Source organism: Kitasatospora sp. NPDC054939 (genome assembly GCF_053610105.1).
On sequence record NZ_JBSGXP010000193.1, the window covers coordinates 1 to 12,261 of the forward strand.

Consider the following 12,261-nt stretch of genomic DNA (forward strand, 5'->3'; position numbering starts at 1 on the left):
AGATCGAGGCCGTCCTGACCGGCCACCCCGACATCGCGCAGGCCGCCGTCCTCGCCCGACAGGACACCCCCGGCGACACCCGCCTCGTCGCCTACGTGGTCGCCGAGACCGCCGACCGCGCCCGCGAGGCGGAGAGCCAGGAGGAGCAGGTCGTCGAATGGCGCGACCTCTACAACTCGCTCTACAGCACCCCGGATCCGGTCTTCGGCGAGGACTTCTCCGGCTGGAACAGCAGCTACGACGGCCGCCCGATCCCGCTGGACGAGATGCGCGAGTGGCGGTCCGCGACCGTCGAACGGATCCGCGCCCTGCGCCCCCGCCGGGTGCTGGAGATCGGCGTCGGCACCGGGCTGCTGCTCTCCCGGCTGGCCCCGGACTGCGAGGAGTACTGGGCGACGGACTTCTCCCCGTCGGTGATCGAGGCCCTGCAACGACACGTCGACGCCGACCCGGTGCTCGCCGCCCGCGTCCGGCTGCTGACCCGGGCCGCCCACGAGACCGAGGGCCTGCCGGCCGGCGGCTTCGACACCGTCGTGCTGAACTCCGTCGTCCAGTACTTCCCGAACGCCGCCTACCTGGAGCGGGTGCTGCGGTGGGCCGTCCGGCTGCTCGCCCCCGGCGGCGCGGTGTTCGTCGGCGACGTCCGCAACCCCCGCCTGCTGCGCGCCCTCACCACGGCCGCCCAGGCCCATCGCGCGCCCGCCCCGAATGCCGGCCGCACCGCCGCCGACCTCGCCGCGCTGCGCCGGGCCGTCGAACAGAGCCTGGTGCGGGAGAAGGAACTGCTGGTCGACCCGGAGTTCTTCGCGGCCCTGGCGCACCGCCTGCCCGGCCTCGCCGGCGCCGACATCCGCCTCAAGCACGGCACGGCGCAGAACGAGCTCACCCGCTACCGCTACGACGTGGCCCTGTACACGGAGGGCGCCGCCGTCCTCCCGCTCGACGCGGCCCCCGCCCGCCCGTGGCGGCGCGAACAGGACGGCCTGGCCGCGCTCGCCGAACAGCTGCGAGGCGAGCGGCCCGGTCTGCTGCGCCTCACCGGCGTCCCCAACGCCCGGGTGGCGGCCGAGCACGCGCTCGCCGAGGCCGTGGCCCGGGGCAGTGGGACACCCGGACCGACCGGCTCGGTGGACCCGGAGGTCTTCCACCGGCTGGGCGCCGAACTCGGCTACTGGGTGGGCGTCACCTGGGCGCCGCAGGCCCCCGGGGCCGTCGACGTGGCCTTCGTCCGCCGCGACCTGCTGGCCGCCGGGGCCCGCCCCACCGGCGTCTACACCGCCGAAGGACCGGCCGGCGCCCCGCTCGCCGGCTGGACCACCAGCCCGGCCGCCCGGCGCGGCACCGGCGCGCTGCTCACCGCCCTGCGCGAGTACGCCCGCGCGCACCTGCCGGAGTACATGCTGCCCGCGGCCTTCGTCCCGCTGGACCGGCTGCCGCTCACCGCGAACGGCAAGCTCGACCGGGCCGCGCTGCCCGCCCCCGACCCCGGCGGGGCGGACACCGGCCGCGGCCCGCGGACCCCGCAGGAGCAGGTGGTCTGCGAGCTGTTCGCCGAGGCGCTGGGCCGGCCGGTGGTCGGCGTCGACGAGGACTTCTTCGACCTCGGCGGCCACTCGCTGCTCGCCACCCGGCTGATCGCCCGGCTGCGCTCGGCCCTCGGCGCGGAGATCGGCCTGCGCACCCTCTTCGAGGCGCCCACGCCCGGCGGGATCGCCGCCCGGCTGGACGTCGACGACACCGACGGCGCGTACGAGGTGGTGCTGCCGCTGCGCACCGGGGGCAGCCGGCCGCCGCTGTTCTGCATCCACCCCGGCGGCGGGATCAGCTGGTCGTACAGCGGCCTGCTCAAGCACCTCGGCCCCGAGTACCCGGTGTACGGGATCCAGGCGCGCAGCCTGGCCCGGCCGGAGGAGCGGCCGGCCACCGTCGAGGAGATGGCGGCCGACTACGCGGACCGGATCCAGGAGGTGCAGCCGCACGGCCCGTACCACCTGGCGGGCTGGTCGTTCGGCGGGCTGTGCGCGCACGCGCTGGGCGCCGAGTTCCAGCGCCGCGGCGAGTCGGTGGCGCTGCTGGCGGTGCTCGACGTGGTGCCGGACTGGCAGGGGCTCACCCACGCCGACGTCCCGGCGCCCGACGACCGGGTGATGCTGCTCTACCACGTGGGCCTGGTCGACGACGGCACCGCCCGGCAGGACGGCGAGGAGCTGACCTTCGAGCGGGCGCGGGAGATCCTGCGCCGCCAGGGCAGCGTGCTCGCCGCGCTGGACGAGGAGCGGCTGACCGCGATCACCGCGATCTCCGCGCACAACACGCACCTGACGGTCGACTACCGGCCGTCCCGGATCGACGGCGACCTGCTGCTGATCGCCACCTCGGAGCAGCACGACCCGCCCGTCACCGCCGAGGCCTGGCAGCCGTTCGTGACCGGCGGCGTCGACTGCCGGGTGGTCACGGGCGACCACGGGACCATGCTGACCCGTCCCGGCACCCTGGCGCAGATCGGCCGGATCATCTCCGACGCCCTGCGCGCGCTCGAACGGCACGAGCCCGAACGGCACGAGTGAGACCGGCCCCGGCGAACCCGGGGCGCGTCCCTCCGAATTCCGACGAGGACCTCCGACAAGGACCGAGGACCATGCTGACCGATCTGCTACCCGTCGATCTGGACAAGGCACTGGACACCGTCGACCAGTGGCTGACCGACTACATCTCCCGGCCGCACCCCGAACTGGGCCGCTCCGGCCCGGTCTGCCCGTTCGTGGAGCCGGCCCGCCGGGCCGGGGTACTGGAGACCAGGATCCGGCTGGTCGGGCCGACCCCCAGCCGGGCGCTGCTCACCGAGATCGTCCGCTGCGGCCTGGACGAGTTCCACGAGGTGGAGTGGAAGGGCGCCAACCCCAACCTCCGCTCGCTGGTGCTGGTGCTGCCCGACCTGACCCCGGACCACCTGCACCTGCTGGACGAGGCACATGCGGCGGTGAAGCCGGAGTGCGTGCCGCGCGGGCTGATGATCGGCCAGTTCCACGAGCGGTGCGAGGAGCCGGCGGCCCGCAACCCGGGCTTCCCCGTCAGCCGCTCCCCGGTGCCGGTGGTGGCGCTGCGCGCGATGGCCATCCACGACGTGCTGTTCCTGTCCGACCGCCGGGACTGGTTCGCCGAGTACGTGCGCCGCTTCGGCCGGCGCTACCGCAGCTCGGCGCACGGCGTGGACCCGGTGCTCGCCGAGCAGTACGAGCGGGCCTGCCGCCTGCACGGCATCCGGGGCTGACGGCCGTGCGCACCGGGACCCCCGTCCACCGGGGGATGGACCGCGCCGAGCTGGACCGGCAGTACTCGCCGAGCAGCCGGGTGACCAGCCTGCAGGCGTACCTCGACGCGTACGCCCGGGAGAGCGCGGACGTCCGGCGCCGCCACCCGGTGCGCACCGGGCTGGCGTACGGCCCGCACCCCGCGGAGCGGCTGGACCTCTTCCCCGCCGTCCCCGGGCCGGGCACCGGCGCCCCCGGCCCCGGCGGCGACCCGCCGCTGCTGGTCTTCGTGCACGGCGGCAACTGGCAGGCGCTGGGCCGGGCCGAGTCGGCGTTCGCGGCCCCTCCGCTGCTGCGGGCCGGCGCCGCCGTCGCGGTGCTCGACTACGGGCTCGCCCCGGCGACCGGGCTGGACGCCATGGTCGGGATGGTCCGCCGGGCGGTGGACTGGCTGCTGCGCAACGCCGCCGGGCTCGGCTTCGCCCCCGGGCGGCTGCACCTGTGCGGCACCTCGGCCGGCGCGCACCTGGCGGCCATGGCGCTGGTGCCCGGCCCGTACCGGAGGCCCGAGTGCGGCCCGGACGTCTCCGGCCGGATCGCCGGGGCGGTCCTGCTGAGCGGCCTGTACGACCTGGAGCCGGTCCGCCTCTCGTACGTCAACGAGGCGCTGCGGCTGGACGGGGCCGGAGCGCGCCGCAACAGTCCGCTGCTGCGGCTGCGCGCCGTCCCGCCGCTGGTCCTGGCACGCGGCGGCAACGAGACCGCCGAGTACGTCCGCCAGCACGACCGCCTGGTGGCGGCGCTGCGGCCGCGGGCGGCGGTCACCGAGGCCGTCGCCGCGGCCCGCGACCACTTCGACCTCCCCTACGACCTGGGCGTCCCGGGCACCGTGCTCGGCGACGCCGTCCTGGCACAGCTGCGACCGGAAGGGACCACCGCATGACGAGCACCGAGCGCACCACCGACCCGGGCGGGCGGGCCGCACCGGGCTGTCCGTACGCGGCGGCGCCGGCGGCGGCCGAGGCCTCCTCCGACGAGGAGCGCCGGGCGCAGAACGCGCGGACCGGCGGCGCACCGCGCACCGAGTTCGCGGCCGGCCACACCCCGTACGTCAGCTACGCCCGGATGGACGAGCTGCTGGACCTGCAGCAGCCGCTCACCGGGGCCGACACCGAGCCCGGGTTCATCATCCTCAGCCAGGTCAAGGAGCTGCTGTTCAAACTGCTCCACACCGAGCTGTCGACCGTCCGGGCCCGGCTGCGGGAGGACCGGGTCGACGACGCGCTGTGGACGCTGCGGCGGGCCGGGCGGGTGCAGCAGGTGCTGCTCGCGAGCTGGGAGGCGTTCTCGGCGCTCTCGCCGGTGGAGTTCGCCGAGTTCCGGGACGTGCTGGGCGCGGCCTCGGGCTTCCAGTCGTACTCCTACCGGCGGTTGGAGTTCCTGCTGGGCAACAAGGACCCGGTGATGGTCGAGCCGCACCGCAACTCCCCGGCGTACCCGGCGGTGGTCGCCGCGCTGCACGAGCCGAGCCTGTACGACGAGGCGCTGGCGCTGCTGGCGCGCCGCGGCCTGCTGGCCCCGGCCGGGTCCGAGGAGCGCGACCCGGCGCGCCCGTACCGGGAGGGGGCGGAGGTGGAGGCGGCCTGGCGCGCGGTCTACCGCGACCCGGTCCGGCTGCGCGAGCTGTACCTGCTCGGCGAGGCGCTGCTCGACACCGCCGACGGGTTCGCCCGCTGGCGCTACACGCACCTGGTGACGGTGCAGCGGCTGCTCGGCGCGAAGCCGGGCACCGGCGGCACCGACGGGGTGGCCTGGCTGGCCCGGATCAGCGAGCACCGCTTCTTCCCGGAGCTGTGGTCGGTCCGCTCGACCCTCTGACCCGCCCCCGTACCCCCACCGAGCCCCGTACCCCTACCGAGCCCCTACCCCCATCGAGGAGGAGCACCGTGACGCACCTGCCGCCCGCCCTCGCCCGTGCGACGGCCGAGGCACTGGACCGGGCCGATCCGCTGGCCCCCTTCCGGGAGCGGTTCGTGGTCGACGACCCGGAGCTGGTCTACCTGGACGGCAACTCGCTCGGCCGGCTGCCGGCGGCCACCGCGGACCTGCTCGACGACGTGGTGCGCACCGGCTGGGGCGGCGGCCTGGTCCGCTCCTGGCAGCACTGGATCGACTGGGGGCAGCGGCTCGGCGACCGCCTCGCCGAGCACGTCCTCGGCGCCCGGCCCGGCGAGGTGGCGGTCTCCGACTCGACCTCGGTCAACCTCTACAAGCTGGCCGCGGCGGCCCTGGAAGCGGCGCCCGGCCGGGGCACCGTGGTCCTGGACGCCGAGGACTTCCCGACCGACCGCTACGTGCTCCAGGGCCTGGCCGCCGAACGGAAGCTGAACGTCCGCCCGGTGAGCGGCGGCCTCGACGGCGGGGTGACCGCCGAGCACCTGGAGGCCGTACTGGACCGCGACGTCGCGCTGGTGGTGCTCTCCCTGGTGTCGTACCGCAGCGGGGCCCTGCTCGACCTGCCCCGGCTGACCGCGCTGGCCCGGGAGGCCGGGGCCCTGGTGCTCTGGGACCTCTCGCACGCGGCCGGCGCCGTCCCGGTGGACCTCGCCGCGGCCGGAGCGGACCTCGCGGTCGGCTGCACCTACAAGTACCTGAACGGCGGCCCGGGCGCGCCGGCCTTCCTCTACGTGCGGCGGGAGCTGCAGGCCGGGCTGCGCCAGCCGATCCAGGGCTGGTTCGGGCAGCGGGACCAGTTCCTGATGGGCCCGGAGTACGACCCGGTGGAGCGGATCGAGCGCTTCCTGGTCAGCACCCCGCCGGTGCTGTCCATGGCCGCGATCGAGCCCGGCCTCGACCTGGTCGGCCGGGCCGGCCTGCCGGCGATCCGGGCCAAGGGCCGCCGGCTCGGGCAGCTGGTGGTCGACCTCGCCGACCGCCGGCTCGCGCCGCTGGGCTTCACGCTCGCCTCGCCGCGCGACCCCGAGCGGCGCGGCTCGCACGTCTCCCTGCACCACCCCGAGGCGTGGCGGATCTGCCGGGCGCTCGCCGAGGAGGCCCGGGTGGTCTGCGACTACCGCGTCCCGGACCGGCTGCGGATCGGCCCCAGCCCGCTGTACACCCGCTACACCGAGGTCTGGGACGCGATCGACCGGCTGTGCGGGGTCGTCGCCGACGGCGCCCACCTGCGGCAGCCCACCGAACTCGCCCGGGTGACCTGACACCCCGCGGGCCCCGCCTTCCGTACCCCCTGTCCGACCCGAACCGCCCGACCCGAACCGTCCACCCCGACCGACCGACTCGAACCGACCACCCCGGAGCACTCCATGGCGAACGTCCCCCCGCTCACCCACGACGGCCTGGTCCGCATCCTCTTCGGCTCCTCGGCCTTCCAGATGCTCAACGCGGGCTGCCGGCTCGGCCTGTTCCCGCTGCTCGACCGCAGCCCCGGGCTCGACCCCGAGGAGATCGGCCGGGAGCTGGGCCTGCGCCCCCGCCCGGTGCAGATCCTGCTGCTCGGCACCACCGCGCTGGGCCTGACCGTCCGCGAGGGCGACGCCTACCGCAACGCCGACCTGCTGGCCGCCATGTTCGCCGACGACACCTGGGAGATCACGGCCGACCTGGTCGAGTACGAGGAGCGGATCGTCCGCCCCGCGGAGGTGGACTTCACGGACTCGCTGCGCGCCGACCACAACGTCGGGCTGCGCCGGATCGCGGGCGAGGGCGGCGACCTCTACCACCGGCTCTCCGCCGACCCCGACCTGGAGCAGCTGTTCTACCGCTGCATGCGCTCCTGGTCGCGGCTGTCCAACCCGGTCCTGGTCGAGCAGGCCGACCTCACCGGGGTGCGCCGGGTGCTGGACGTCGGCGGCGGCGACGCGGTGAACGCGATCGCGCTGGCCCGGGCCAACCCGGAGGTGGCGTTCACCGTGCTGGACCTGCCGAGCACGGTGGAGATCGCCCGTCGCAAGGTGGCCGAGCAGGGCCTCGCCGACCGGATCGAGGTGCGCGCCGCGGACATCTTCACGGACGACTACCCGGCCGGCCACGACTGCGTGCTGTTCGCCAACCAGCTGGTGATCTGGTCGCCGGAGCAGAACCTCGCGCTGCTGCGCAAGGCGTACCGCGCGCTCCCCGGCGGCGGCCGGGTGCTGGTGTTCAACGCGGTCTCCGACGAGAGCGGCGACGGCCCGCTCTACGCGGCGCTCGACAACGTCTACTTCGCGACCCTGCCGGCCCCGAGCAGCACCATCTACCACTGGGGCCAGTACGAGCAGTGGTTCGCCGAGGCCGGGTTCGCCAAGACCGAGCGCCGCCCGGGCGGCCGGTGGACGCCGCACGGGGTGATCGCCGCGGTGAAGTGACCGCCGCGGGCGGTCCGGTGGACGCGCCGGGGCCCCGCCGGACGATCTCCGGCGGGGCCCCGGGGGCGTCCCGGTGCGGTCAGCGGCGGCTGGGTGCGGGCCCCGTGTCGAGGGTGCGCGCGGCGGCGCTGTCGAGCACCGTGAGCACCCACTCCTCGAAGGCGCGGTCGGACCGCTCGGCGGCCTCGCGCCAGCGCTCGACCCGGTCGACGGCAGCGCAGATCCGCGGCAGGCTGGCGGAGTCGGCGGCGGTCGGCCGTCTGGTGCCCTGCCGGCTCTCGCGCACCCGGGTGCGGAGCTGGTTGCGCGACCAGCCCTGCTGCTCGGCCCGGGTGAGCCAGCCGTCGGCGTCGTCCGGGGGGAGGGCGGCGACCTCGGCGTGGTGTCCGAAGCTCAGCTGCTCACGCCGCCGCCGCAGTTCGAACCGGCGGGCCACCCAGGCGTAGTTGCGCAGGGTCTGGTAGTCCAGCCCGGCGGCCTCGACGCCGGCCTGGTACCGGTCCGCGTACCGGTCCTGTCCGTAGACCAGCCAGTCGCCCAGGCACCAGGCGGAGGAGTCGGCGACCCGGAAGATCTGGAGTCCGGCCTGTTCCCACCGGTCGAAGGTGAGCGCGGACGGCATCCGGAGTCCGAGCCGGGTGGTGAGGATGCGCGGCTGGCCCGCCGGGGGTGTCCGGCGGGGGACGACGGAGGGGCGGCCGGGTCGGGGAGTGGGTAAGAGGCGCTGCTGCTCGTCCTTGGCGAAATGTTGCACGGTTCTCCCTGAATCGGGGCGCGGCAATTTCGTAGTGGATCGGATGTTCGACCGAAGGCGCGGCGCAGCCAGTGCGTACGCCCGATCGTAGTCCAATCTTTGACGGATGGTCAATGACCATGTCAAGTGCGGGCGGGCGGGTTCGTACGCATTCTTGCCGCCGTCGACTCGATGCCGTCGAGCAGGACGGCCAGCCCGGTGTGAAACGTTTCCCTCGCCTCCTGCTCCAGGTACGGGGTGCCGTCCCCGGTGGGTGCGGGCTCCGGCGCGTCGGCGGCGGCCCGGGCCTCCAGATCGGCCAGCAGCGGGAAGCGCTCGGCGAAGTCGGGGGCGAGTTCGGCGAGCAGCGCGGAGCGGGTGAGCCACCAGTCGTCGTCCGCCACACCGGTCGCCGCGGCCGCCTGCCGGGCCTCCGCGGCGGTCTGGGCCGTGCCGCGGACGAACTGCAGCACGGTGCCCAGGGTGCGGCGCAGCGCCAGCGGTTCGAGGCCGGTGCCGCGCAGGATCCCGACCAGCGTCTCCAGCACCCGGTACTCGCCGGGGCCGAGCACGGGGCGGGCCTGCGAGACCTGGAGCACCCACGGGTGGCGCAGGTAGAAGGCCCAGGCGTCGTCGGCCCAGGCGGTGACGGCCCTGCGCCAGCCGGCCCCGGTGTCGTAGCCGTCCGGCAGCTCGCCGAGCACCCGGTCGTGCATCAGGTCGACCAGCTCGCTCTTGCCCGGCACGTAGGTGTAGAGCGCCATCGCGGTGCGGCCCAGCCGCTCGCCGACGGCCCGCATCGACAGGGCCGCCATGCCGTCGGCGTCCGCGACGGCGATCCCGGCCGCCACGATGGCGTCCACGCTCAGCGCCGGCTTGGGGCCGGGCCCGGTGCGCCCCTCGGGGGCGCCCGGCTGCCGCCACAGCAGGGACATCGAACGGCGGGCATCGCCCTGTCCGGCAAACACGACCACCTTGCAACTCCTTATGCCATAAAGTAACCTCACCGAGGCAACTCTTTATGGCGTAAGGTTATCAGCGGGGCGCGGCGCTGTCCGCCCCGGCCCCAGTACTTTGTGGAGGGTCCCGTGGCGGAACTGCCCGTTTCGTTCATCCAGGTCACCGATGTCGTCCGGATCACGCCGCAGATGGTCCGGGTGACCTTCGACGCCGACACCCTGGAGGACACCGTCGGCACCACGCCGGACCAGCAGGTCAAGCTCTGCTTCCCGCGGCCCGGCCAGAGCGTCCCCGTCCTCCCCGAGCAGAGCGAGGACGCCACCGGCTGGTACCACGCGTTCCTCGCCATCCCCGAGGACGAGCGGCCCTGGATGCGCAGCTTCACCGTCCGCCGACGCCGCCCCGGCAGCAGCCTGCTCGACATCGACTTCGTCCTGCACGGCGACGCAGGCCCCGCCACCGCCTGGGCCGGCCGCGCCCGCCCCGGCGACCAGCTCGGCATGGTCGGCCCGTCGGCGATCTACGCCCGGCCCGCCACCGCCGACGAGCCGGCCGGGGGCGTCCTGCTGCTGGCCGGCGACGAGACCGCGCTGCCCGCCGTCGCCACCCTGGTGGAGGCCCTGCCCGCGGGCGCCCGCGCCGTCGCCTACCTGGAGGTCGCCGACGCCGCCGAGGAGCAGGCCCTCGCAACGGACGCCGACCTGACCGTGCACTGGCTGCACCGCGACGGCACCCCGCCCGGCCACAGCGACCTCCTGCCGCAGGCCCTCCGGGCGGCCGAGTTCCCCGAGGGCATCGCCCGCGCCTGGATCGCCGGCGAGTCCGGGGTGGTCCGCGCGCTGCGCCGCCACCTGGTCGCCGACCGGGGCCTGGACAAGCGCGCGGTGGAGTTCAGCGGCTACTGGCGGGTCAAGCTCACCCAGGACGACGCGCCCACCGCGGAGGACCTCGCCGAGGCGCAGGAGCGGCTGGCCGAGTACCAGGCCGCCCAGACCGGTCGGGCCGACGCCGCGCAGTGACCCCCTCCGGATCCGGTGGCCGGGCCCCCGCGCCGGCGGGCGGCCCGGCCGCCGCCGGGCCACCGACCGTCAGTTAGGAGAACGCGTGATCACGGTTCGAGGCCTCGCCAGGCGCTTCACCCTCGGGGGGCGCACCGTCGACGCGGTGAACGGCATCGACTTCGACGTGGCCGACGGCGAACTCGTCGGCTTCCTCGGCCCCAACGGCGCGGGCAAGACCACCACCCTGCGCATGCTGACCACCCTGCTGCGCCCGACGGGGGGCGAGGCGACGGTGGGCGGCTGCGACCTGCTGGCGGACCCGCAGGGGGTCCGCCGGCGGATCGGCTACGTGGCGCAGGGCGGCGCCACCTGGCCGGATTCCACCGTCGCCGAGGAGATCGAGCTCCAGGCCCGGCTGTACGGGCTGTCGCGGGCCGAGGCCCGCCGCCGCGGAGCCGACCTCGCCGAGCGGCTCGACCTGGCGGGACTCGACCGCCGCCCGGCCAAGACCCTCTCCGGCGGTCAGCGCCGCCGGCTGGACATCGCCCTCGGGCTCGTCCACGAACCGGCCCTGGTCTTCCTGGACGAGCCCACCACCGGCCTCGACCCGCAGAGCCGGGCCAACCTGTGGGACCACGTCCGCCGGCTGCGCGCCGACCAGGGCGTCACGGTCTTCCTCACCACCCACTACCTCGACGAGGCCGACGCGCTCGCCGACCGCATCCTGGTCGCCGACCACGGCCGGATCGTCGCCGAGGGCACCCCCGACGCGCTCAAGGCCGGGGTCTCCGGGGACGCCGTCACCGTCGGCGTCGCCGACCGGGCCGAGGAGGCCGCCGAACTGGCCGGGAAGCTGGCCGGCGCGCACGAGGTGGCCGTCACCGGCGGCACCGTGCGGTTCCGGGTGCCGCGCGGCGACGCCGTCCTGCCCGACCTGCTCCGGGCCCTCGACGCCGAGGGCATCGCCCTGGCCTCGGTGCAGGTCCACCGCCCCACCCTCGACGACGTCTTCCTCGGCCTCACCGGCCGCTCGCTGCGCGACACCGCCCAGGGCGCGCCCACCCCGGAGGCCGCGCATGCTGCGTGACACCTGGCTGATCTTCGACCGGGACCTGCGGCTGTCGCTGCGCAGCCCCACCTGGGTGCTGATCGGGATCATGCAGCCGCTGCTGTACCTGTTCCTGTTCGGGCCGCTGATGGTCACCGTGGTCGACCACACCCCGGGCTTCCCGCCCGGCAACGCCTGGGCGGTGCTGACCCCGGCGCTGATCGTCCAGACGGCGCTGTTCAGCGGGGCGTTCGCCGGGGTCGGCCTGCTCACCGAGTACCGCACCGGCGTGGTCGACCGCTTCCGGGGCACCCCGGCGAGCCGGTCGGCGCTGCTGCTCGGCAAGGTCCTCGCCCAGGCCGTCCAGGCCGTCGCGCAGGCCGTGCTGATCGTCGTGGTGACCATGCTGGTCTTCGACCTGGAGGCGCCGTTCGGTGGCATGCTGCTCAGCCTCGCCATCGCCGCCCTGCTCGCCGTGGCGCTCTCCTCGGCCTCGTACGCGCTGGCGCTGCTGCTCAAGAGCGAGGCCGCGTTCCCGCCGCTGCTCAACGCCGTCCTGCTGCCGCTGCTGCTGCTCTCCGGGGTGCTGCTGCCGGTCAGCGCCGAACTCGCCCCCGGCTGGCTCTACACGCTGGCCCGGATCAATCCGCTGACCCACGTGGTGGACGCCGAGCGCGCGGCGTTCCGCGGCGACCTGGCCGCGGACGGCCTGGTGACGGGCTCCCTGGTGCTGCTGGCGATGGCGCTGCTGGCGGTGTTCTGGGGCACCCGCACCTTCCGGAAGGAGAGCGCCTGAGCAGCGCCTGATCGGCAACCGAGCCCGGGGGCCCCGTCCGGCCCTCCCGGTCCCCCCCCCCCCCCCCCCCCCGCCCGGGGGCGGGGGGCGCCAGCCCCCCGACCACAG

Annotated in this window: 11 protein-coding genes; 9 read left to right on the top strand and 2 right to left on the bottom strand. The window is 75.3% G+C overall.

Annotated elements, in window-relative coordinates; translation table 11 throughout:
• From ACWGB8_RS34920 to ACWGB8_RS34945, 6 genes are all read left to right on the top strand, one after another.
• A partial coding sequence (locus ACWGB8_RS34920) for an alpha/beta fold hydrolase (RefSeq protein ID WP_452217683.1) occupies positions 1-2,567 on the top strand: 2,567 nt, incomplete at its 5' end.
• A gap of 71 nt (positions 2,568-2,638) precedes the next feature.
• Positions 2,639-3,271: a DUF6875 domain-containing protein gene (locus ACWGB8_RS34925; protein ID WP_452217684.1), complete on the top strand. Its 633-nt coding sequence runs from the start codon at positions 2,639-2,641 to the stop codon at positions 3,269-3,271.
• Between the two features lie 5 nt (positions 3,272-3,276).
• Entirely contained in the window at positions 3,277-4,194 is a 918-nt protein-coding gene (locus tag ACWGB8_RS34930) for an alpha/beta hydrolase (RefSeq protein WP_452217685.1), read from the top strand.
• Positions 4,191-5,129, top strand: coding sequence for a tryptophan 2,3-dioxygenase (locus ACWGB8_RS34935; protein WP_452217686.1), 939 nt, complete (start codon positions 4,191-4,193; stop codon positions 5,127-5,129). Before ACWGB8_RS34930 ends, ACWGB8_RS34935 begins: the two co-directional genes overlap by 4 nt.
• Before the next feature lie 68 nt (positions 5,130-5,197).
• Positions 5,198-6,469: a kynureninase gene (gene kynU / locus ACWGB8_RS34940; protein WP_452217687.1), complete on the top strand. Its 1,272-nt coding sequence runs from the start codon at positions 5,198-5,200 to the stop codon at positions 6,467-6,469.
• Positions 6,470-6,574: 105 nt separating this feature from the next.
• Entirely contained in the window at positions 6,575-7,615 is a 1,041-nt protein-coding gene (locus tag ACWGB8_RS34945; RefSeq protein ID WP_452217688.1) for a methyltransferase, read from the top strand.
• Positions 7,616-7,694: 79 nt separating this feature from the next.
• Here ACWGB8_RS34945 and ACWGB8_RS34950 read toward each other — a convergent pair whose 3' ends face one another.
• A complete protein-coding gene (locus ACWGB8_RS34950; protein ID WP_452217689.1) occupies positions 7,695-8,369 on the bottom strand; it encodes an LmbU family transcriptional regulator in 675 nt (224 codons plus the stop codon).
• A 122-nt stretch (positions 8,370-8,491) separates the two neighbouring features.
• The gene (locus ACWGB8_RS34955) at positions 8,492-9,322 is read right to left on the bottom strand and encodes a TetR/AcrR family transcriptional regulator C-terminal domain-containing protein (protein WP_452217690.1); all 831 of its coding nucleotides are present in this window, start codon (positions 9,320-9,322) and stop codon (positions 8,492-8,494) included.
• 114 nt (positions 9,323-9,436) lie between these two features.
• Between ACWGB8_RS34955 and ACWGB8_RS34960 the strand changes: the two genes are divergently transcribed.
• The 3 genes from ACWGB8_RS34960 to ACWGB8_RS34970 all read left to right on the top strand — a co-directional run bounded on the left by ACWGB8_RS34960 (position 9,437) and on the right by ACWGB8_RS34970 (position 12,153).
• Entirely contained in the window at positions 9,437-10,327 is an 891-nt protein-coding gene (locus tag ACWGB8_RS34960; RefSeq protein ID WP_452217691.1) for a siderophore-interacting protein, read from the top strand.
• A gap of 85 nt (positions 10,328-10,412) precedes the next feature.
• Positions 10,413-11,396, top strand: a complete 984-nt coding sequence (locus tag ACWGB8_RS34965) for an ATP-binding cassette domain-containing protein (RefSeq protein ID WP_452217692.1) — start codon at positions 10,413-10,415, stop codon at positions 11,394-11,396.
• Entirely contained in the window at positions 11,386-12,153 is a 768-nt protein-coding gene (locus ACWGB8_RS34970; RefSeq protein WP_452217693.1) for an ABC transporter permease, read from the top strand. Before ACWGB8_RS34965 ends, ACWGB8_RS34970 begins: the two co-directional genes overlap by 11 nt.
• Positions 12,154-12,261 lie beyond the last annotated feature (108 nt).

What these genes read in the sequence shown, in the direction of transcription:
- ACWGB8_RS34970 (WP_452217693.1), top strand. Translation starts at nt 11,386, where the DNA reads ATGCTGCGTGACACCTGGCTGATCTTCGACCGGGACCTGCGGCTGTCG.
- ACWGB8_RS34925 (WP_452217684.1), top strand. Translation starts at nt 2,639, where the DNA reads ATGCTGACCGATCTGCTACCCGTCGATCTGGACAAGGCACTGGACACC.
- ACWGB8_RS34935 (WP_452217686.1), top strand. Translation starts at nt 4,191, where the DNA reads ATGACGAGCACCGAGCGCACCACCGACCCGGGCGGGCGGGCCGCACCG.
- ACWGB8_RS34945 (WP_452217688.1), top strand. Translation starts at nt 6,575, where the DNA reads ATGGCGAACGTCCCCCCGCTCACCCACGACGGCCTGGTCCGCATCCTC.